This window comes from Roseomonas sp. TF40 (assembly GCF_057219975.1).
Genome location: NZ_JBXVVR010000005.1, coordinates 192,696 through 213,735 on the forward strand (window position 1 = coordinate 192,696; position 21,040 = coordinate 213,735).

Genomic DNA, 21,040 nt, shown 5'->3' on the forward strand with positions numbered 1-21,040 from the left:
CCAGGGGTCTTGATCACAGGACGGCCGTCCATTCGGCGGGGGCGAAGCGATAGCCCTCGCCGGCCTTCACGACGTAGCCATTCGCCGGGAAGGGCCAGTGATAGCCCACGGTCCGGATCCGATCGGCCGCGAGGCGATCGAACAGCGCGCGGCGATTGGTGGCGGCCATCACCGGGTCCATGTCGAAGACGATGTGCCAGTCCGGGTTGCGCAGGTTCACCTCGGGCCGGTTCGTCACGTCGCCCAGCACCAGCAACTGGTCCGCGCCATCGGCGATCAGGTAGCAGCTATGGCCCGGCGTATGGCCCGGCGTCGGCACGGCGCGGATGCCCGGCAGCACTTCGGCCTCGCCGGAGATCTGGCGCACCTTGCCGGCATAGGGGCCGAAGCGGCGCCGCGCGCCCATGAAGCCGCCGCGCGCGGCTTCCGGCGCGCGGGACATCACGGCGTCATCCATCCAGTGCGCCCATTCGGCCGCCGGGACGACGAGCTCGGCATTCGGGAAGACCACCGAATTGTCCGCGCGGGTGAGGCCGGAGATGTGGTCGCCGTGGAAATGCGTGAAGACCACCTGCGTCACCCGCGCCGGATCCAGCCCCGCGGCCGCCATGTTCGCGGCGAGGTTGCCGGCGGTGGGCGCCATCTGCCCGCCCGTGCCGGTGTCGAAGGCGACCAGCCCGCGCGGCGTCTCGAGGAAGGTGATGTTGAAGGGCACGCGCATCGCCGCCGGGTCCAGCCCGCCCTCGCGGATCGCCGCCGTCACCGCCTCGGCCGGGGCGTTGCGCACGAAATTCGTCCCCGCATTGGGGAAGTTGAAGAAGCCGTCATGGATCACGGTGGCGGTGAAGGCGCCGACCTTGATGCGGTAGAAGCCCGGCGCCTGGGTGGGCGCGGCGGGCGCCTGCGCGGCGGCCGGCGTGGCGCGCAGCAGCGCGGGCGTGGCGAGGGCGGCGGCGGCCCCCAGGAATGCGGTTCGGCGAAGCATCATGTCTCTCCCTGGGATCCGATGGGCGGAAGGTTGGTCCCTCCGGCCCGAATGCAACCCTGTGACGGCCCGCGGCGACACACCGCTGCGCATCACGGGCGCGTGAAGCCAATAACGGATTCCAGATGTGGCGACCACGGAAACTGATCGATCGGCGTCGCCACCGTTGCTCGGAAGCCGGCCGCCGCCAGGATCGCCGCATCCCGCGCCAGCGCGACCGGGTTGCAGGAGACGTAGACCACGTGCCGCAGCTTGCTGCGCGCGATCTGCGCCACCTGCTCGGCCGCGCCATTATAGGGCGGGTCGAGCACCACGGCGGCGAATTCCGCCAGCTCGGCCGGCAGCAGCGGCCGATAGGCGAGGTCGCGGCGGATCGCGGCCACCTGCCCGCCCGCCTTGCGCGCCGCCGCATCCAGCGCCGCCACGGCGGGTGCATCGCCCTCATAGGCCGCCACGCGCCCGCGTGCGGACAGAGGGAAGGAGAGCGTGCCGATGCCCGCATAGAGATCCGCGATCTTCCCGCGGACCGGCAGCTTCGCCGGCAGGGCTTCCAGCACCGCGGCGATGATCGCGGCCTCGCCCGCCGGGGCGGCCTGGAGGAAGGCGCCGGGCGGCGGCGCCACCGCCACCTCGCCCAGCATCAGCCGCACGGGGCCGGATTGCGCCGCCGTCTCGAACATCGCCTCGCCCTTGGCCCAGGCGATGCGCGGCAGGCCATGCGCCGTGCCGAAGGCGGCCAGCAGGGCGCGTTGCGGGGCATCCAGCGCGGCATCGGTGCGCAGCAGCAGATCGGGACCGCTGTCGAGCAGGTTCAGCACCGCCGAACCCTCCTTCTTCAGGGCCCCCAGGCGCTTCAACACCTCCCGCAGCGGGCGGAACAGCGCCACGAGGCGCGGGTCGAGCACATGGCAGGTGACGAGATCCGCCACCGCCGCACTGCCGCGCTGGTGGAATCCCAGCGCCACCTGCCCGCCCGGCAGGCGCCGCAGCGCGAGGTCGGCGCGCCGGCGCGTGCCCGGCGCGGCCAGCACCATCTCCGCCACCGGCGTCTCCGGCAGGCCGGCGCGGGCCAGGGCCTCGACCAGCCGGGCGCGCTTCCAGGCGGCATAGGGTGCCTGGGCCAGGTGCTGCACCGCGCAGGCGCCACATTCGGTGAGGAAATGCGGGCAGGGGGCGGCCACGCGGTCTTCACTCGCCTGCTCGATGCTGACCAGGCTCGCTGCCTGCCCCTCGCCCCGGCGGGCGCCGGGGGTGGCGCGCACCGCCTCGCCCGGCAGGGCGCCGGCGATGAACACCGGCCCGCCCCCAGGGGCATCCGGCGTCTCCGCCACGCCATCCCCGGCCGCACCCAGGCGCGTGATGCGGAACAGTGGCGGTTGCGGGGCGGCGCGCGCGGTGCCAAGGGAAGGCGACTCAGGATGGGGCTCGATGCTGGACAAGGTGACTTCCCTGTGGCGTGCCGCACTGCGGCGCCGGAATGGTGGCTGGTGCTATCTCGGTGACGGGGTGGGTGTGGCCCTCACGCACTTCGGCCGCAAGATCTTCCTGCCGGGCCGCGATTTCGGCATCACGCCCGACATCGCGTTGCACGGCATCTGGGAACCCTATGTGGAGGCGGAACTGCGCCGTCGCCTCAAGCCGGGCATGCGGGTGGTGGAGGTGGGCGCGAATGTCGGCTTCCACACGTTGGTGATGGCCGAGGCGGTCGGCCCCACGGGCCATGTTCACGCCTTCGAGCCCTATCCCCGCGTGCTCCGCCTGCTGCGCCAGACCATCGCGTTGAACCGCTTTTCCGAGCGCGTGACCATCCACGCCACCGCGGTGCTGCACGCGGCGGGGGAGGTGGAGTTCGCGGTCGATCCCGACCAGGCCGGCAGCGCGCATCTGGCCATCCCGGTGATGCTGCCCGCCTATTCCGAGCGCCTGGTCGTGCCGACCGTCCGGCTGGATGAGGCGCTGGCCGGGGAGGGCGCGATCGACCTGCTCCGCATGGATGCCGAGGGCACGGAGGGCCTGGTGCTGATCGGCGCGGAGGCGCTGCTGGCGCGCAGCCCCAACCTGACCATCGTGGCCGAGTGGTCCCCCGCCATGCTGGCCGCGCGCGGCGATGTCGCGGAGCTGGTGGCCTGGCTCGCCGGGCTTGGCTTCCGGTTCCAGAGGATCGAGCGCGATGGCAGGCTCACCGCCATCCCGGCGGCGGAGATGCCGGGGCTGACCCATGCCGAAGTGGTGATGACGCGGGGCTGATCGCCCCGCGCCGATGCGCCTTCAGCCGCCGAAGGCATTCAGCCCGGTCTGGGCGCGGCCGAGGATCAGGGCATGCACGTCATGCGTGCCCTCATAGGTATTCACCGTCTCGAGGTTCATGACGTGGCGGATGACGTGGTACTCGTCCACGATCCCGTTCCCGCCATGCATGTCGCGCGCGACGCGGGCGATATCCAGCGCCTTGCCGCAATTGTTGCGCTTGACCAGGGAGATCATCTCCGGCGCGGCCTTGTGCTCGTCGAACAGGCGCCCCACCCGCAGCACGGCGTGCAGGCCGAGCGTGATCTCGGTCTGCATGTCGGCCAGCTTCTTCTGGACGAGCTGCGTCTGCGCCAGGGGGCGGCCGAACATCTTGCGGTTCAGCGTGTAGTCGCGCGCGGCGTGCCAGCAGAATTCGGCCGCGCCCATGGCACCCCAGGCGATGCCGTAGCGCGCGCGGTTGAGACACTGGAAGGGACCCGCCAGCGACTTCACGCCCGGCAGGCGGTTGTCTTCCGGCACGAAGACCTCGTCCATCATGATCATGCCGGTGACCGAGGCGCGCAGCGAGAACTTGCCCTCGATCTTGGGGAAGGTGAGGCCCTTCATGCCGCGCTCGAGGATGAAGCCGCGGAGGATGCCCTCATCATCCTTGGCCCAGACCACGGCGATGTCGGCGATCGGCGAGTTGGTGATCCAGGTCTTGGACCCGCTCAGCAGGTAGCCGCCATCCACCTTCTTCGCGCGCGTGCGCATCGAGGAAGGGTCGGAGCCCGCATCGGGCTCGGTCAGGCCGAAGCAGCCCACCCATTCGCCGGTGCGCAGCTTGGGCAGGTATTTCTGGCGCTGCTCCTCCGAGCCGAAGGCGTGGATGGGGAACATGACCAGCGAGGACTGCACGGAAAAGGCGCTGCGATAGCCGGAATCGACGCGCTCGACCTCGCGCGCCATCAGCCCGTAGGCGACGTAGGAGACGCCGGCGCAGCCATAGCCTTCGAGCGTGGCGCCGAGGAAACCCATCTCGCCGAACTCGTTCATGATCTCCCGGTCGAAGCTCTCGTTCCGGTTGGCCAGGAGCACGCGCGGCATCAGCTTTTCCTGGCAGAAGGCGCGCGCCGCATCGCGGATCATGCGCTCGTCCTCGGTCAGGGCCTCATCCAGCAGCAGGGGGTCGTCCCAGGTGAAGGGCGCCTGGCTGCTCTTCTTCGCGGGAGCCGCAGCGGGGGCAACTTGGGTGACGACGTTCATGGCTTCCTCCGGGCGCGTAATCCAGCGCCAGCATCTGAGCGTGAACCGGGCGCGGTCAAGAATGCCGCGCCCGTCTGTGCAGGCGGCGTGCGATCAGGCGGCTTCCGCGTCCGAGTCGGGCGTCTCCACCGGCGCCTCGCGGCGCGGGCGGGGAATGACGAGGGTCATGAAGGCCGGCACCATGTCGCCGAAGCCGCGCACCGGCGGGCCGGCGTCGCGATCCTCGCGGCGCTCGCGGCGGAACTCGTCGCGCCGGCTCTCGTAGCGCGGTTCGTCGCGCAGCGCGGGCAGCTCGTCGCGCCCCGGATCCCGCGGCGGGCGGGCGTCGCGCGGCGGACGGCCATCACGACCGCCATCCCGGCCGGGACGCGGCCCCCGGCCGCCGTCGCGCGGGCCGCGATCGCCGCGCGGGGCGCGGGCTTCCTCGGCGGCCTCCGCGGGCTGGCGCGCGGGCGGGATCTCGCTGCGGCGCGGGCCGCGATCCCGGTCGCGGCCGCCATCGCGGCCCCCCCGATCACGCCCACCATCGCGCCCGCCATCGCGGCCACCGTCGCGCCCACCCCGGCCGCCATCGCGCCCGCCCATCACCTTGCCGCCACGGCCGCGGCGCGCCTTGGCCCCTTCGGCGATCTCCTCGGCGGTCACCGGGTCGAGCCCGTCGATCTCCATGCGCGGGATCGGCTTGCCCGTCAGGCGCTCCACCGCCGCGACCGATTTCGCATCGGCCGGCGCGGCGAGCGTATAGGCATGGCCCTCGCGCCCCGCGCGGCCGGTGCGGCCGATGCGGTGGACGTAATCCTCGGCGTGGAAGGGCACGTCGAAATTGAAGACGTGGCTGAGCCCGCCGATGTCGAGGCCACGCGCCGCGACGTCGGAGCAGACCAGCAGCCGCAGTTCATTCGCCTTGAAGGCGTTGAGCGTGGCGAAGCGGGTGGACTGGTCCAGATCGCCATGCAGGGCGCCGACCGAGAAGCCGTGCCGCTTGAGCGACTTGTAGAGGATGTCCACGTCGATCTTGCGGTTGCAGAAGATCAGCGCGTTCTGCACCTGCTCGCGCCGGATCAGCCGGCGCAGCGCCTCGCGCTTGTCGGTCTCGCGCACCCAGAACAGGCCGGTGGTGATGGTGGAGGCCACCGTGGCCGGCGCGCTGACCGAGACGGTGCGCGGGTTCTGCAGGAAGGCATCGGCCAGGCGGCGGATCTCGGGCGCCATGGTGGCCGAGAAGAACAGCGTCTGGCGCATCTTCGGCAGGAAGGAGACGATGCGCTCGACATCCGGGATGAAGCCCATGTCCAGCATGCGGTCGGCCTCGTCGATGACGAGCACCTTGCAATCCGCCAGCAGGATGCGGCCGCGATCGAAGAGGTCGAGCAGCCGGCCCGGGGTGGCGATCAGCACGTCCACGCCCTTCTCGAGCACGTCGCGCTGGTCGTTCATGCTCTCGCCGCCGATCAGCAGCGCGTGGGTCAGGTTCAGGTGCTTGCCGTATTTGACGAAGTTCTCGGCGACCTGCAGCGCCAATTCGCGCGTCGGCTCCAGGATCAGGGAGCGCGGCATGCGCGCCTTGGCGCGCGAACCCGCCAGGATGTCGAGCATCGGCAGGGTGAAGCCGGCGGTCTTGCCGGTGCCGGTCTGGGCGCAGCCCATCACGTCGCGGCCCATCAGCACGATGGGGATGGCCTGTTCCTGGATCGGCGTGGGGTAGAGGTAGCCGGCCTCGGTCACCGCGCGCAGGATCGGCTCGGACAGGCCGAGATCGGCGAAGGTGGTGCGCGGCGGCTGCTCGGCTTCCTCCTCCTCCTCCTCGTCTTCCTCCTCGGCCGTGTCGTCGTCCTCCGCCTCGGCGTCCTCGCTCTCGGGCTCGTTCGCGGCCTCGGCCGGCAGTGTCGTGTCTTCGCCCGCGGGGGCCTCGGCGGGGTGTTCAGCCGCGGCCTGGACCGGGGCGGACTCCGCCGGGCTCACCGCTTCGGCCGCAGCCTCGTCGCCCGACACCGGCACCGCCTGCGCGGACACGGGGGTTTCGGTGGTCTCGGGCTCGGCCGCGCGCGGGGCGGCGGCGTCGTGATGATCGCTCAACTGTCTTGGTTCTCTGCTTCGCCTCGGACCTGCCCGCCGCCGCGGCGCTCCTGGCGGTGGGCGCCCCGCTGGCGCGAGATGCGCGGCTGGCGGGGCCGGGCGGGACGCGGCGGATATGCGCCGGAACGGGCCGGAAATCAAGGCAAGAAGGCTTGCGGGCCGGGCATCCACCGCGCTAGCCGGGGGGAATGAGCGCCCCGCCCACGCTGCTGCTTCTCCCCGGCCTGCTCTGCGACGCGCGCCTGTGGCGCGACCAGGTCGCAGCGCTTGCGCCCGAATGGCGCTGCGTGGTGGCGGACCTGACGCTGGATGACCGGATCGGCGCCATGGCCACGCGCGCCCTGGCGCTGTTGCCGGAGGGCCCGCTGGCTGTCTGCGGCCTGTCCATGGGCGGCTATGTGGCGATGGAGGTGATGCGCCAGGCCGGGCCGCGCGTGCAGCGCCTGGCGCTGATGGACACCTCCGCCCGGCCGGACACGCCCGAGCAGACGCGCCGCCGCCGCGGCCTGCTCTCGCTCTCGGAATCCGGCCAGTTCCGGGGCGTCACGCCGCGGCTGCTGCCGAGCCTGCTGGCGCCCGCCAATCTCGAGGGCCCGCTCGGCGCCGAGGTGATGGCCATGGCCGAGCGGGTCGGCCGCCCCGCCTTCCACCGCCAGCAGCGCGCCATCATGCACCGCCCGGACAGCCGCCCGGACCTGCCCTTCTTCACCGCGCCGACCCTGGTGGTGGTGGGGGAGGTCGATGCCCTGACGCCGCCCGACCTCGCCGTGGAGATGGCCGGGCTGATCCCCGGCGCGGTGCTGCACCGCGTGCCCGGCGCGGGTCACCTGCCGCCCATGGAAGCGCCCGAGGCGGTCACCCATCTGATGCGCGGCTGGCTTACAGCCTGATGTGAAACGGAACAGGCGAATGGCCGAGACGACAATCCTTGAGACGCGCGAGACCAAGCGCAGCTACGGCCTGTTCCGCGGGACGGTGGCGATCCTGCTGCTCGGCCTGCCCTTCCTCGGCCGCCAGCGAATCACGCTGACGAATGAGCGCGTGACCATCGCGCAGGGCTTCTGGACCAAGGTGCGCGACGATGTGGAACTGTTCCGCATCCGCGACGTGGTGTCCAAGCAGGCGCTCTGGCACCGGCTGGTGGGCATCGGCGACGTGGTGATCAAGAGCACCGAGGGCCGTACCGAGGAAACCCATGTCCTGCGCGGCGTCCCCGACCCGGTCGCGGTCAGCGAGGCGATCCGCAACGCCTGGAACGCCACCGCCCGGCCGCGGCAGAGCTCGAATTTGGATGGTTAGCCTAATCGAGTGAGTGGCGGCCAGCAGCGCTGGCCGAGGCGCCGAAGGGCGCCCGCCGCAAGTGCGTCGTGCCGAAGGCACGCCTGTGGCGTGACGAGCCAAGCCCGCGGATGCGGGGGGCCCGGCGCTTGAGGGCAAAAAAGAAACCCTACCCCATGCAGCGCATGAAGAGCGTCGAGGGGTGGGCGATCTCGCCCACATCGGCGGCGGTGCGCGGCGCCGCCTGATCCAGCCGCGGCGTCACGTTGTGGCGGCGCAGGAAATCCAGCGCCTCGCTGCCCTTCACGGCGAAATTGACGTTCTGCGGGATGTCGCCCGTCCGCTCGGCGACCCGCGCGGCGTTGAGCTTGGAGACCACCACCGCCACCACCATCCCGCCCAGATCCAGCACCGGACCGCCGGAATTGCCCGGCTGGACCGGCGCGCTCATCTGGTACTGCGTCGGGTTGTCGGCCAGCCCGGCCAGGGCCGAGATCTCGCCCGTGGTCAGCGTCGGGCCGGAGGAGAGCAGGCCCGACAGCGGGAAGCCATAGGTCACCACTTCCTCGCCCCGGCGGAGGTTCATGTCCCGCCGGAAGGCGAGCGCGGGGCCGGCATTCTCCGGCACCTCGACCAAGGCGAGGTCGCGGTTACGATCCGCGGCGATGACGCGCGCGGCCAGGTCCTGCCCGCCGGCATTGCGCACCCGCACGCTGCGGCAATCCTCGATGACATGGGCGTTGGTCAGCGCCCGGCCGGGGGCCACCACGAAACCCGTGCCGGTGGAGAGCAGCCGCCCTGCCGCGCCGGCCTGGGGCGCGCCCGGCTTGCCCGCCTGCGGCGCCGGCGCGCCGGCCGGGGGCAGTGGCGCGGGCTTGGTCGTCGGCAGGGGCGGAAAGCCCCCCGCCGCGGGCGCCTGCGCGCCCGGCTTGGATTGCGCGAGCGCACCCGTTGCGGCGCTCAGGCCGAGCAGGGCGGCGGTCAGCAGGAGGGGGCGGATCATGATATCGTGAGGATGTGGCCTGCGGCCGCCTGCGGTCAATCGTTCCTACAACAACCCCTCGCGGCGAAAGGAAAGATGGCGGCCGCGGCCGATGATGAGGTGGTCATGCAGCGCGATGCCGAGCACCGTGGCGGCGGCCTTCACCTCCTGCGTCATCTCGATGTCGGCGCGCGAGGGCGTGGGGTCACCCGAGGGGTGGTTGTGCACCAGCACCAGCGCGGTCGCCTGCAGGGCCAGGGCGCGCTTGACCACCTCCCGCGGGTAGACCGGGGTGTGGTTCACCGTGCCGCGCGCCTGCGCCTCATCGGCGATCAGGCGGTTCTTGGTGTCGAGGAAGAGCACGCGAAACTGCTCGATCGGCTCGCGCGCCAGGGCGGCGGTGAGATAGCCGATCAGCCGATCCCAGTTGTTGAGCAGCGGCTGCTCGCGCAGCCCGGCGCGCATCATCCGCAGCGCCGCCGCCTGCACGGCCTTCAGCGCCGCGGCCCCGGCCTCGCCCATGCCTTCGGTTTCCTGGAGTTCCTCCGGTGCGGCGGCGAGTACGGCGGCAAAATCGCCGAAACGGGCGATCAGCGCGCGGGCGATCGGCTTGGTGTCGCGCCGCGGCAGGGCGATGAAGAGCAGCATCTCGAGCAATTCGTGGTCGAGCAGCGCCTCCGGCCCCGCGCCGAGCAGCTTCCGGCGCATGCGCGCGCGATGGCCGAGATGGCCCTGCGGCTCGGGCTCCGGGATCAGCAGGCCGAGCAGCCCGGCGGAGGCCTCGGCGAGTTGCGGCTTGCGCGCCATGCCGCAGCCTGCACCGAATCCGCGCCGCGCTACCAGCCGAAAACCACCGCCCCCATGCGCCGCCCGGGCAGCAGGGTGAAGGCGCCGGTGATGACCAGCGCGCCGAGATAAAGTGAGATCATGCTGATCCGGTGCGCCCGCACCCGGCCCTGCCGCGCCTGCCAGACCGCCAGGACCAGCGCGCCCAGGGTGTAGACCGAGATCAGGTGGATCCAGCTCCAGCGCCCCTGGCCCGCCACCCCGGTGATGCCGAAGGAGGACAGGGCGACCAACGCCATCAGCGAGGCCCAGGCATAGCCGAGCAGCCGGTGCGGCCGCGTGCCCTTGGGGGCGGCGAACTGCGCCGCGCCGAGCACCAGCGCGGCCAGCGCCGCCGCCGCATGCGCCTGCATCAACGGGGGCGCGGCCAGCAGGGGCGCGAGGCTCACCCGGCTTGCGCTCAGGCCGTATAGGGCGGGCGGTGCAGCCCGGCCGGGGAGATGGTGAAGATCTCCACGCCCTCTTCCGTCACGCCGACCATGTGCTCGAACTGCGCGGAGAGCGAGCGGTCGCGCGTCACGGCCGTCCAGCCATCGTCGAGGATCTTCACCTCCGGCTTGCCGGCATTCACCATCGGCTCGACGGTGAAGAACATGCCCGGGCGCAGCGTCGGGCCCTCACCGGGGCGGCCGAAATGCAGCACGTTCGGCGGCTCATGGAAGCGCTTGCCGATGCCATGGCCGCAGAAGTCGCGCACCACCGAGAAACGGTGCTTCTCCACGAAGGTCTGGATGGCGTGGCCGATATCGCCCAGGCTCGCCCCCGGGCGGATCGCCGCGATGCCGCGCATCATCGCCTCATAGGTCACGTCCATCAGCAGTCGCGCCTTGGTGGAGACCGCGCCGGCGGTGAACATGCGGCTGGTGTCGCCATGCCAGCCATCGAGGATGACGGTGACATCGACATTCACGATGTCGCCCTCGAGCAGCACGCGCTCGCCGGGAATGCCATGGCAGACGACATGGTTGATCGAGGTGCAGCTGGATTTGGTGTAGCCGCGATAGCCCAGCGTGGCCGGGATGGCGTTGTGGGCGAGGATGTAGTCGTGGATGATGCGGTCGAGCTGCTCGGTCGTCACACCCGGCTTCACATGCGGGGTGATCATGTCCAGGGTCTCGGCCGCGAGGCGGCCAGCCCGCCGCATCCCCTCGAAATCCGAAGGGGAGTGAATCGTGATGCGGCGGGATTCGCCGCCCTGCTGCTCCATCGTCGTGCCGCCCGGACCCATGCTGCCAAAGGCGGAAAATGCGCGCGGCGGGGCGGGGATGCAATGGTGGCGCCCGGGCGGGGGGGCTTTTTCGCCCCGACTTCCCCCCGGCCAGACGGCAGTGCCGGGGGAACGGCCTGCCTCCCGCCGACCGCCCGCATCCTCCACGGTGAGCCAAAGAGCGCCGGCGGGATCCGGAGACCGGTTCACCCCGATCGCGGCGTTCGGCCCAAGAAGCCCGCCCTGCGTCCTCTGTGGCCCGGCTGGTGTGGCCCGGCTCGACGGCAGCGGATGCAGGCAGGGCAGGCTGGCACCGCCGGCAGGGTGCCGGGATCTGCTCTTATCCGCCTTCATACCAAGCGCAGGAAGTTCCGACTTGCGGCCCGCGTCTCGCCGGAGGCGTGCCTTCGGCACGACGCGTCTGAGGGGCACAAAGGTGAAACCTTTGTGCGATGGGTATCAGACGAACAGCGGGTCCAGCACTTCCTTCGGCATCGGGGCCTCCCGCGGCAGGATCCCCTCGCGCCGGCTCCAGCCCGACCACGGCTCATATTCGATCTGCCGCGGGTCGAGCTTGCGGAAGCCCGGCACCTTCAGCCAGAGCCGATAGAGATGCCGCCAGCGGGCCGGATCCTCATGGTCCACATAGCCGGTGCGGGAATGCAGCACGGTGTAGTTGTTGGCGAACTGCATGTCGCCGGGTTCCAACTGCATCGAGAGGACCAAATCCGCGCGCTCCGAGACCGCGTCGAGATAGGCCAGCACCTCGCTCTCCTCCGCGGTCAGCGGCTGGCCGAGCTTGGCCCGAGCGGTCTTGATCGACTGCCGGACATACCGGATCGACAGTTCGCCATCGACATGCGCGAAGACAGGCACCTTCTCGCTGATCGGCTTCTGGTAGGGCATCTCCTCGCCGCGCCGGTCATAGACGAAGCCCGAATGGAGCATCGGCAGGTAGTGCGGGCGTTCAGCCAGGACGGCATTGTAGATCGAGGTTCCGCTGACCACGGAAGACAGCCCGCCCTCCTTCGCCTTGTTCAGGCACAGCAGGCCGACGACATCCGACGGGTCGCAGTGGAAGGCGAGGTGGTGGTTGGTCTGGTAGCCCCGCACATTCATCGCCTCATAGTCGAGGCCCTTGCTCCGCACATTGCCGAGCCGGTCGCCCTGCGGGTTCTGCGACACGCCGATGCCCAGATGCGTGCCGATCCCCCAGAACAGCATGCCGGCTTCCGCCGCCGAGTAGCGTTCGATCGGCAGGCCGGTGATGACCCCGATCCCCCGCTCGGCGATGTCATGCCAGAGGAAGCGCTTGAGGAAGACGCCGAAGGTCGGGAAGGGGAAATCCGCGCGCGTCACGGTCTCGAGCGTCCGGCCGTTGCGCCGCAGCGCCGCGACCACCGCGTCGATCTCGGCGATGTAGGTGGGGGTGAGCGCGTGGCGCCAGGACGTGTCGCGCTCCATCTCCGCTCGCGTCCAGGCGCTGCGGTCCGTCACCGGCTGGCGCAGGATGCCGTCGTGCTCGGTCATGACGTCGTTCTCCTCACTGAAGCCGGATTCCGGCCTGGCGCGTGACTTCGGCCCAGCGCGTCCGCTCGGCCCGGATGAAGCGCGCGAATTCATCGGGCGTGCTGGCGACCACCTCGGTGTCCAGGCCGCGGAGCCTCTCCACCGTCTCGGGGGCGCGCAGCGCCCGGGCGAAGGCGTCGTTGAGCCTCGCGATCGTCGGCTCGGGCGTGCCGGCAGGGGCGAGCAGGCCGAGCCAGACGCCGACCTCGAAGCCAGGAAAGCCGCTCTCGGCCACGGTCGGCACGTTGGGCAACACCGCCGCGCGCCGCGTGCCCGTCACGGCCAGGGCGCGCAGCCTGCCCTCGCGCAGCTGCGGCAGGGCCGTGGACATGTCCGGCATGCCGAGATCGACATGCCCGGCGGCCAGCGCCGTCATCACCTCGCCGCTGCTGCGGTAGGGAACATGCTGCATGCTGGTGCCGGCCATGCCGTTCAGCAATTCCATGCCGAGATGCAGCGTGCTGCCATTGCCGGCCGAGCCGTAGTTCAGGCGCCCGGGGTTCTGCCGGGCGAAGGCCAGCAGGCCGCGCAGATCCTCCACCGCCAGCCCGTTGCGCGCCGCGACGACGAACTGGCTGGTGCTCGCCAGGATGATGGGCGCGAAGGCGCGGTCCGGGTCGTAGGGCAGGCTGGCATAGAGCGCCGGCGCCACGGCCACGGTGCCGATGGTGCCCATCAGGATCGTGTGCCCGTCCGCTGCGGCGCGCGCCACCACATCCGAGCCGATCGTGCCACCCGCGCCGGGCCGGTTCTCCACCACCACGGGCTGGCCAAGCGCGCTCCCGGCACGCTCGGCCATGAGGCGCGCGACGAGATCCGTGGTGCCGCCTGGCGCGAGCGGGACAACGAGGCGGATCGGCCGCTGCGGGAAGGTCTCGGCCGTTGCGGCGCGCATCGGAAGAGTGCCGGCCAGGATGGCGGCTGCCTGGAGCAGGCTGCGTCTGCTGTTCACCCTCATTCCTTCCTCGGCGGTCTGCGAACGCTATTCGACGCGTGCGCCGGAGATGCGCACGAGTTCGGTCCAGTCGGGGATTTCCTGCGCGAAGAAGCGCGCGAATTCCGCCGGCGTGCCGCCCAGCGGCACCGAGCCAAGCTCGAGCATCCGCGCCCTGACCGTGGGATCGCGCAGGATGGAATCGACGGCTGCGGAAATTGTCTCGACGGCGGAAGCGGGCGTGCCGGCAGGCGCGAAGAGGCCGAGCCAGGTCGCCATGCGGTAGCCCGGCAGCGCCTCGCCGATGGCGGGCACATCGGGCAGCAGCGGCATGCGCTCGGCCGTCGTCACGCCGAGCGGGCGCAGCCTCTCCGCGCGGATATGCGCGATCGCCTCGATGATCGGGCTGACCATGAATTGCAGCTGGCCGGCGAGCAGGTCTGTCATCGCTGGCGCGCCGCCGCGATAGGGCACATGCACCGTCTCGATCCCCGTGCGCACCGACAGCAGCGAGGCCGCGAGATGATGCGAGGAGCCCGAGCCGGCGCTGCCGTAGGACAGACGGCCGGGATTGGCCTTGGCATGCGCCACGAATTCCTGCACCGAGCGCACCGGCATGGATGTCGGCACGACCAGCACGTTCGGCACGTAGGAGACCAGCGCCACCGGGGCGAAATCCCTTGCCGGGTCGAAGGGCAGGCTGCGATGCAGCGCGGCGCTCGCCGCATGGGTGCTGCTCGTGCCCATGACCAGCGTGTAGCCATCAGGCGCTGCGCGCGCGACGTATTCCACGCCGATATTGCCGCCCGCGCCGGCACGATTCTCGACGACGGCACCCTGGCCGAGGCGGCCTGCGAGCTGCTCGGCGATGATGCGCGTCGTCACATCGGTGCTGCCGCCTGCGGCGAAGGGCACGATGATGCGCAAGGGCCGTTCCGGTCGCCAGCCGCCTGCCTGCTGCGCCGATGCCGGCGCGGCGACCGCAAGCCCTGCCAGCGCGAGTGCCGCGCGACGCGTGATCATTGCCTTCCTCCCCGCTCTGCCAAGGCCGCGCCGTTCAGAAGGGCTCGTCGCCTTCGATCGTCGTGCGCCGCATCAGGCGACGATGGCGATTGTCGAACTCCGTCGCGCGATGCATCGTGCAGCGATTGTCCCAGAACAGCAGGTCGCCCACCGCCCAGCGGTGGCGATACACGAAGCGTGGCTGCGTCGCGAAGTTGCTGACCTCGACGACCAGCGCGCGCCCGTCCTGCTCCGCCATGCCGGTGATGCTGCGGGTCAGACCCTCGCTGAGATAGACGGCGCGCCGGCGCGTGACCGGATGGGTGCGCAGCGCCGGGTGTTCCACCGGCGGCGTCTTCGCCTTCTCCTCTGCCGTCAGCGGCTTCCGGTGCGTGAGATAGGTGGCGTAGTGCCAAGCGTAGTCATGCACGCCACGCCGCTGCTGCAGGTCGCGCCGCCAATCCGCGGGCAGCGCATCATGCGCGGCATACATGCTCGCGAATTCCGTGTCCGCGCCCTCGGGCGGGCACTCCACGCCGTAGAGCAGCGAGCCGAGGCTCGGGCGGCGGAGGAAGGATGTGTCGGCGTGCCAGATCATGCCGGCCCTGTCGGCGCCGATCTTCTCGCCTTTCTCGTCCACGATGTTCGACAGGATCGTCACCTCGGGGTGGTCCCTGAGGTTGAAGCGGCTGACGACGTGTCCGTGCAGCGGACCGAAGCGGCCGCTGAAATCCACATGCATCGCAGGCGGCAGCTCCTGCCCGCGGAAGACCAGGACGCCATGCTCGACCAGCGCGGCTTCAACGTCGCGCGCCTGCGCCTCGGTCACCGGGCGCGAGAGGTCGAGGCCCTCCACCTGCGCCCCGACATGCTCCGCGAGGCGCGTGATCCGCAGGCCCGCCAGCGCGGTGGTGTAGCTGTCCGCTGCAACAACATCGCCCATGGCCGCTCTCCCGACGTCTCTTCCCGGGTTGGAGTGTGCGATTGTCGACATGAGAGCGCAAGATGTTTCTGCGGCGCCGGGCTTGCCCGGGGGGCTGGGGCGAAGGGCGCTCAGGCGAAGGCGGCCGGCCCTAGAGAACGCTGCGTTCTGATGAACGCAGCTCGTGCCCTGGAAGTCATTGAATCTAGGCCAAGAAATGCGTTCAGCGTCGCGGCAGCGCCGCGACCCATCTGAACGCATATTGCTCTAGCCCTCCGCGCCGAGCCGGGCGACGGCATGCGCGCAGGTGCGCTCCACCATCTGCCGCGCCGTCGCCTCGGCCAGTGCCCCGTCCCGCGTCGCGGCGGCCCGCAGCAGGCGGCGCCAGCTCGCCACGGATTGGCGCCGGCGCTCCGGGGCCGAGAGACCGAGCCGCGTGTAGCGCGCCACCTGCCGCGCCATATGGTGGACGAGCTGCGCGAGCTTCGCGTTGCCGCAGCCATCGGTCACCAGGAGCGCCAGCTCCGCCGAGAGGCCCGCATGGATGTCGGCCGCATCCTCGCCGGGCCCTGTCCGCAGGTTCGCAAGCGCATCGACGCCGGCGCGCAGCGCGTCGAGCGCCGCGACGGAGCATCGCTCCGTGAACAGCCGCGCCGCGAGGCCGAAGAGATGCGCGCGGACCTCATAGATCTCAGCGACCTCGACGCGCGTCAGCCTGGTCACTCGCGCACCCTTGCGCGGCGCCATGACCACCACGCCGTCACGCTCCAGGATGCGCAGCGCCTCGCGCACCGGGGCGCGGCTGACATCGAACGCCGCGGCCACGCGCTGTTCGAGAATGGCTTGGCCCGGCTCGTACTCGCCGCGCAGCACGGCCGCCGCGAGTTCAGCCGCGATCTGCTCGGGCAGCGCCGGAAGGGGGCGCGCTCGGGAAGGAACAGGCGCAGCGACGGGCGGCAAGACAGGCTTCGGCATGGGCCCAACTGTAGCGCAAGCGTTGCCCATGCGCGAAGCGGGCTCCGACGTCGCACCGGTACCCACCCGCCGGAACTTCCGGTTGCGGCGCGCTACGCCAGGCGCTTGCCGCGGCTCCGCCGCTTGCCATCGCCGGAGAGGCTGCACCCGGATCCGCGCCGTCGCCACTTGCTGACCCCACCGCACCAAGCCCACTCGAAGCGGCCGGGGGCTGCGGGAGCGTCACGCACAGCCGCCTCACCCCCGCCACTATTGGCCACTCGGGGTCTGCGTAGAGCCGTGCTAGTCTGCCTCCATGAGCAAGAGAGGCCGACCAGCCGACGCGGTCCAGGCACTCGTGGGCCGGATCAGCGAGGACATCCTGTTCGGGCGGCTCCTGCCGCGCGAGCGCCTCGTCGAGGACGACATCATCGCCCGGACCGGAGCGACGCGACACGCCGTGCGCGCGGCATTGCAGGCGCTGGTGCGCGATGGCCTCGTCGTCCACGTTCCCAACCGCGGCGCACAAGTCCGGAGCTTCTCCTCCGCCGAGGTGGAGGAGATCACGGAGGTGCGGGAAGTGCTTCACGCCGAGGCCGCCCGGCGCATCCCCTTGCCCGTCAGTCCGGAGTTGCTCGCTACCCTCGCCGCGATCGAGGCGGCGCATGCGGCGGCGGTGGACCGTGGCGACCTCTCGGCCATCCACGCCGAGAACGACCGCTTCCACGAGGCCCTCTTCGCCGCCTGCGGCAACCAGCACCTGGCCGCTACGATCCGCGACCATGCGCGGCTTTCGCTTGCCTTCCGCTGCCACGCCATGGCCGATCCGGCGCTGGCGCAGCGCGCGCGCGACGAGCACCGTGCCATGCTGGAGGCGCTGCGGCAGGGCGATCGCGAAGGCTTCGTGCGGCTGTGCGTCGGCCACACCAGCTTCGCGAAGCGCGCCTATGGGCGCGTGCTCGGGATCGCCGCCGCAGCGGAGTAGGCGGCCTCCAGCAGTGGCGGCCTGCGCAGGTTGTCCTCCTCATGCCGCGACGCCGGGCAGCTCCACCGCGTTGCGGATCGGCTGGCCGGCGAAGAAGGCCTCGACATTGCTGAGCGCGGCGGTGAGCTTCTCCTCGAACGCATCGCGCGTGCCGGCGCTGATATGCGGCGTGAGCACCACATTCTGAAGCCCGAGCAGCGGGTGGTCCGCCGGCGGCGGCTCCTGCTCGAACACGTCGAGGCCGGCGGCGAGGAGGTGGCCGGAGCGTAGCGCCGCGGCCAGCGCCGCCTCGTCCAGCAACCCGCCGCGGGCGGTGTTCACCAGCACGGCGCCGGGCTTCATGCGCGCGATCGCCGCGGCGTCCAGGATGTTTCGCGTCGCCGGCGTGACGGGCAGGTGGAGCGAGACGATGTCGGCCTCCGACAGCAGCGCCTCGAGGCTGACGGCGCGCCGGACGCCGAGCCGCGCCTCCTCCGTCGCTGACAGCGTGCCCTGCGGGTCGAAATAGAGGCCGCTCGTGCCGAAGGCCGCGAACCGTTCGGCCGCGGCCTGGCCGATGCGGCCGAAGCCGACATAGCCGACCACGCGCCCCGCCAGGCTGCGCGAGACCGGGCGCAGCGCATTGACGTGCCACTGCCCGCGGCGGAGTTCCGCGTCCGCGAAGGGCAGCCGCCGCAGCGCGGCCAGCGCGAGCAGCACGGCCATCTCCGCAACCGGCCCCGTTGTGCCCTCCGGCGTCGTTGCGAGCGCGATGCCGCGGGCGGCGAGTCCCTGCCAGGCGACGGTGTCCTGCCAGCCGACGCCCTGGTGCTGCACCAGCCGCAGGGCGCGCGCGGCGGCAAGATGCGCGTCGGTGAAGCGGGTCGCGGCGACCACCACGGCATCGGCCTCGGCGGCAAGCGCGAGCCGCTCCGCCTCGTTCCCCGTTGCAAGCGTCAGCAGGTCCAGGCCGGGCGGGCATAGTCGGCGCAGCAGGGAATAGAGCTCCGGCGTGCCGTGGCTCCAATACGCGACCTTCGGCATGGCGGTTCAGTCCACGTAGCGGATGTCGGGGCGGGAGAGGCGCTCGGCCAGCCATCCCGGCTGCTTCGCGCCAGCCTGCACGGCGGCATCCATCTGCGCCTCCTTCGCGCGCACCTCGTCGAGCGCGGCCGCAACGGTCGCGATCGTCGCGAAAGGAACCACGACGACGCCATCGCCATCCGCCAGGACCAGGTCACCCGGGCCGATCGCGATGCCGCCGATCGCGACGGGCAGGCCGATCGTGCCCGGCCCGTCCTTCTGCGGCGAATTGGGCGAGACGCCGCGCGCGAAGACCGGGATGCCGACCGCATCGAGGCCCGGCACGTCGCGCACGACGCCATCGGTCACGACGCCCACGACGCCGGCGTTGCGTGCCATGCCGACCATGATGTCGCCGGTGACGGACGCGGCCTCATAATCCTCGGTGGCGATCACCAGGACGTCGCCGGGCCTCGCGAAGGCGAGCGCGGCATAGGGGGCCAGATTGTCGCGCCCGCGCGACCAGACCGGCAACGCCGCGCCGAGGATGCGGGCCGCCCTGGTCAGCACGCGGATGCCGTGGTGCAGGGCGCCGCGTCGGCCCTGGGCATCCACGACCCAGCCCGTCGGCGCGTCGCGGAACGCGGCGAGATCGGCGTCGGAGGGGCGCGGCCAGTCGCGCCGGATCGTGAGCGTGGGGGCTTCGGCCATGCGGATTGTCCTGTCTCAGGTCTCGGGGCGGATGCCGGCGCGACGGATCACCTCGCCCCATTTCCGCGCTTCCTCGCGCTGGATCGCGGCAAGTTCGGCGGGCCCGGTGGGTGGCCCCTCATAGCCGAGTTCGGCGAAGCGGGCGGCGACGTCGGGCGCTGTGGCGGCACGCCGCACCTCCTCCGACAGTCGGTTGACGGCGGCGGCGGGGCTGCCGCCCGTCGCGTAGAGCGCGGCCCATGTGTAGCTCTCGAACTCCGGCAGGCCCTGCTCGGCGATCGGGGCAAGGTCGGGGGCGAGCCGCGCGCGCTGCCGTGTGCCGACGCCGAGCGCGCGCAGCCGCCCGTCGCGGATGAAGGGCAAAGCCGGCGGCAGCGCATCGATCAGGTAGGTGACGCGCCCCGCGACGAGGTCGGTCAGCGCCGGCGCCGAACCGCGATAGGGCACATGCGTGACGTCCAGGCCGGCCTGCATGCGGAACAGCTCGCCCGCCAGATGCGGCGGCGCGCCCACGCCGGACGACGCGTAGTTGTGCCGCCCGGGCTCGCGCTTCAGCAACGCAACCAGTTCCTGGACGGTGGCGACGTTCAGCGAGGGGGGGACGAGCAGCACATGCGGGACGCGTGCGATGAACGAGACCGGCGCGAGGTCGCGTTCCGGGTCATAGCGCAGGTTCGCGAACAGCGCCGGCGCGATGGCCTGGGTGCTGGCCGTCGTCATCAGCAGCGTGTGGCCGTCCGGCGTGGCGCGGGCGGCCGCCTCCGCTGCCACCGTGCCGCCGCCACCGGGTCGGTTGTCGACCAGCACGGGCTGGCCGAGGCCGGCCTGCAGGCCCGGTGACAGCAGCCGCGCTGCGATGTCCGGCACGCCGCCCGGCGCAAAGGGGATCAGGATGCGGATCGACTGGCGCGGCCAGGCTCCGGCAGCGCTGTCGCCTTGCGCGCGCGCGCCGATCGGCAGGAGTGCGAGCAGGCCGAGCGCGGCCCTGCGGCGGATGATCATGTCGGGACTCCCTGGGGCTCGATGCGGCGCCCGCTGGCGGCATCGAAGACGTGCAGCGCGGCGGTTGGCGCGCGAAGGCCGAGTTGCTCGCCGAGCCGTGCGGTCGCGGTGCGGCCTGCGCGCACCAGCAGGTCGCGATCCGCGCCGGGCAGGCGCAGGCCGAGGATCGTCTCGGCACCCAGCGGCTCGACGGAGACCACCTCGCCGCGCAGGGCGCCATCCCCGGCCGGTTCCAGGTCTTCCGGGCGGATCCCGAGCGTCACCGCGCCGGCCTGGAGCGGGAAGGGCGCGGGCAGCGTCGCCTCGCCGATGCGGATCGTGCCGGAATCCGAGAAGGCGGGCAGCAGGTTCATCGGCGGGCTGCCGAGGAAGCTCGCGACGAAGGTCGTCGCCGGGCGGTGATAGACCTCGAGCGGCGCACCCACCTGCGCGACGCGACCGCCATCCATGATGCAGATGCGGCCGGCCATGGTCATCGCCTCAACCTGGTCGTGGGTGACGTAGATCATCGTCGCGCCAAGCCGGCGGTGCAGCCGCGACAGCTCCTGCCGCGTCGAGGCGCGCAGCGCCGCATCGAGGTTGGAAAGCGGCTCGTCGAACAGGAAGACCTCGGGGTCGCGCACGATGGCGCGGCCCACCGCGACGCGCTGCCGCTGCCCGCCCGAGAGCGCATGCGGGCGCCGCGTGAGATAGGGGCCGAGGCCGAGGATGGCCGAGGCTTCCCGCACGCGGCGGTCGATCTCCGCCTTCGCCATGCTTCGGCGACGCAGGCCGAAGGCCATGTTGTCGTAGACCGACATGTGCGGATAGAGCGCGTAGGACTGGAACACCATCGCGATGTCGCGGTCGCGCGCGGGCACCTCGTTCATGCGCCGCCCCCCGATCGCGAGCTCGCCTTCCGTGATGCTCTCCAGCCCCGCCATCATCCGGAGCGTGGTGGACTTGCCGCAGCCCGAGGGGCCGAGCAGGACGAAGAACTCGCCGTCTGCAACATCGAGCGTGACGTCCTGCACGGCGCGCGCCGTGCCATGGTCGTAGCGCTTGCCGATGCCGCGGAGCGTGACGTTCGCCATCTACCTTGACCTTCCAG

Annotated in this window: 21 protein-coding genes; 4 read left to right on the forward strand and 17 right to left on the reverse strand. The window is 71.5% G+C overall.

Features of this window, described 5'->3' with window-relative positions:
• Positions 1–13: 13 nt before the first annotated feature.
• Positions 14–985 carry an MBL fold metallo-hydrolase gene (locus AC2D9U_RS15960; RefSeq protein ID WP_484750757.1) on the reverse strand — a complete coding sequence of 324 codons (972 nt, stop codon included), beginning with the start codon at positions 983–985 and terminating at the stop codon, positions 14–16.
• Positions 986–1,077: 92 nt separating this feature from the next.
• Positions 1,078–2,424 (reverse strand): class I SAM-dependent RNA methyltransferase, encoded by a 1,347-nt coding sequence (locus tag AC2D9U_RS15965; protein ID WP_484750759.1) that lies wholly within the window; start codon positions 2,422–2,424, stop codon positions 1,078–1,080.
• Between AC2D9U_RS15965 and AC2D9U_RS15970 the strand changes: the two genes are divergently transcribed.
• The gene (locus AC2D9U_RS15970; RefSeq protein WP_484750762.1) at positions 2,414–3,232 is read left to right on the forward strand and encodes an FkbM family methyltransferase; all 819 of its coding nucleotides are present in this window, start codon (positions 2,414–2,416) and stop codon (positions 3,230–3,232) included. The genes AC2D9U_RS15965 and AC2D9U_RS15970 overlap by 11 nt on opposite strands.
• A 21-nt stretch (positions 3,233–3,253) precedes the next feature.
• On the opposite strand, the gene AC2D9U_RS15975 is transcribed toward AC2D9U_RS15970, so the two are convergent.
• The gene (locus tag AC2D9U_RS15975) at positions 3,254–4,480 is read right to left on the reverse strand and encodes an acyl-CoA dehydrogenase (protein ID WP_484750765.1); all 1,227 of its coding nucleotides are present in this window, start codon (positions 4,478–4,480) and stop codon (positions 3,254–3,256) included.
• 93 nt (positions 4,481–4,573) lie between these two features.
• Entirely contained in the window at positions 4,574–6,493 is a 1,920-nt protein-coding gene (locus AC2D9U_RS15980; RefSeq protein ID WP_484751191.1) for a DEAD/DEAH box helicase, read from the reverse strand.
• 251 nt (positions 6,494–6,744) lie between these two features.
• Here AC2D9U_RS15980 and AC2D9U_RS15985 point away from each other — a divergent pair, with 251 nt between their 5' ends.
• Positions 6,745–7,446, forward strand: coding sequence for an alpha/beta fold hydrolase (locus AC2D9U_RS15985; protein WP_484750769.1), 702 nt, complete (start codon positions 6,745–6,747; stop codon positions 7,444–7,446).
• 19 nt (positions 7,447–7,465) lie between these two features.
• Positions 7,466–7,855 (forward strand): PH domain-containing protein, encoded by a 390-nt coding sequence (locus AC2D9U_RS15990; RefSeq protein ID WP_484750773.1) that lies wholly within the window; start codon positions 7,466–7,468, stop codon positions 7,853–7,855.
• Between the two features lie 148 nt (positions 7,856–8,003).
• On the opposite strand, the gene AC2D9U_RS15995 is transcribed toward AC2D9U_RS15990, so the two are convergent.
• The 9 genes from AC2D9U_RS15995 to AC2D9U_RS16035 form a co-directional block, all read right to left on the reverse strand.
• Positions 8,004–8,837: a S1C family serine protease gene (locus AC2D9U_RS15995; RefSeq protein WP_484750776.1), complete on the reverse strand. Its 834-nt coding sequence runs from the start codon at positions 8,835–8,837 to the stop codon at positions 8,004–8,006.
• A gap of 45 nt (positions 8,838–8,882) precedes the next feature.
• Positions 8,883–9,623 carry a RadC family protein gene (radC, locus tag AC2D9U_RS16000; RefSeq protein WP_484750779.1) on the reverse strand — a complete coding sequence of 247 codons (741 nt, stop codon included), beginning with the start codon at positions 9,621–9,623 and terminating at the stop codon, positions 8,883–8,885.
• Between the two features lie 29 nt (positions 9,624–9,652).
• Positions 9,653–10,051 carry a DUF2306 domain-containing protein gene (locus tag AC2D9U_RS16005; RefSeq protein ID WP_484750783.1) on the reverse strand — a complete coding sequence of 133 codons (399 nt, stop codon included), beginning with the start codon at positions 10,049–10,051 and terminating at the stop codon, positions 9,653–9,655.
• An 11-nt stretch (positions 10,052–10,062) separates the two neighbouring features.
• Positions 10,063–10,869: a type I methionyl aminopeptidase gene (map, locus tag AC2D9U_RS16010; protein WP_484751193.1), complete on the reverse strand. Its 807-nt coding sequence runs from the start codon at positions 10,867–10,869 to the stop codon at positions 10,063–10,065.
• Between the two features lie 459 nt (positions 10,870–11,328).
• Entirely contained in the window at positions 11,329–12,399 is a 1,071-nt protein-coding gene (locus AC2D9U_RS16015; RefSeq protein WP_484750787.1) for a TauD/TfdA family dioxygenase, read from the reverse strand.
• A 13-nt stretch (positions 12,400–12,412) separates the two neighbouring features.
• Positions 12,413–13,390, reverse strand: a complete 978-nt coding sequence (locus AC2D9U_RS16020; RefSeq protein WP_484750791.1) for a Bug family tripartite tricarboxylate transporter substrate binding protein — start codon at positions 13,388–13,390, stop codon at positions 12,413–12,415.
• A 30-nt stretch (positions 13,391–13,420) separates the two neighbouring features.
• The gene (locus tag AC2D9U_RS16025; RefSeq protein ID WP_484750795.1) at positions 13,421–14,395 is read right to left on the reverse strand and encodes a Bug family tripartite tricarboxylate transporter substrate binding protein; all 975 of its coding nucleotides are present in this window, start codon (positions 14,393–14,395) and stop codon (positions 13,421–13,423) included.
• A 34-nt stretch (positions 14,396–14,429) separates the two neighbouring features.
• Entirely contained in the window at positions 14,430–15,317 is an 888-nt protein-coding gene (locus AC2D9U_RS16030; RefSeq protein ID WP_484750797.1) for a TauD/TfdA dioxygenase family protein, read from the reverse strand.
• 246 nt (positions 15,318–15,563) lie between these two features.
• Complete coding sequence (locus AC2D9U_RS16035; RefSeq protein WP_484750800.1) at positions 15,564–16,271, reverse strand: GntR family transcriptional regulator; 708 nt, start codon at positions 16,269–16,271, stop codon at positions 15,564–15,566.
• Positions 16,272–16,566: 295 nt separating this feature from the next.
• Between AC2D9U_RS16035 and AC2D9U_RS16040 the strand changes: the two genes are divergently transcribed.
• Positions 16,567–17,235, forward strand: coding sequence for a GntR family transcriptional regulator (locus AC2D9U_RS16040; RefSeq protein WP_484750803.1), 669 nt, complete (start codon positions 16,567–16,569; stop codon positions 17,233–17,235).
• A gap of 39 nt (positions 17,236–17,274) precedes the next feature.
• On the opposite strand, the gene AC2D9U_RS16045 is transcribed toward AC2D9U_RS16040, so the two are convergent.
• The 4 genes from AC2D9U_RS16045 to AC2D9U_RS16060 are packed head-to-tail and all read right to left on the reverse strand — an operon-like array spanning position 17,275 to position 21,023.
• Positions 17,275–18,258 (reverse strand): NAD(P)-dependent oxidoreductase, encoded by a 984-nt coding sequence (locus AC2D9U_RS16045; protein WP_484750807.1) that lies wholly within the window; start codon positions 18,256–18,258, stop codon positions 17,275–17,277.
• 6 nt (positions 18,259–18,264) lie between these two features.
• The gene (locus tag AC2D9U_RS16050; RefSeq protein WP_484750810.1) at positions 18,265–18,948 is read right to left on the reverse strand and encodes an RraA family protein; all 684 of its coding nucleotides are present in this window, start codon (positions 18,946–18,948) and stop codon (positions 18,265–18,267) included.
• 15 nt (positions 18,949–18,963) lie between these two features.
• Positions 18,964–19,950: a Bug family tripartite tricarboxylate transporter substrate binding protein gene (locus tag AC2D9U_RS16055; protein ID WP_484750813.1), complete on the reverse strand. Its 987-nt coding sequence runs from the start codon at positions 19,948–19,950 to the stop codon at positions 18,964–18,966.
• Positions 19,947–21,023: an ABC transporter ATP-binding protein gene (locus AC2D9U_RS16060; protein ID WP_484750816.1), complete on the reverse strand. Its 1,077-nt coding sequence runs from the start codon at positions 21,021–21,023 to the stop codon at positions 19,947–19,949. Before AC2D9U_RS16060 ends, AC2D9U_RS16055 begins: the two co-directional genes overlap by 4 nt.
• Positions 21,024–21,040: the final 17 nt, after the last annotated feature.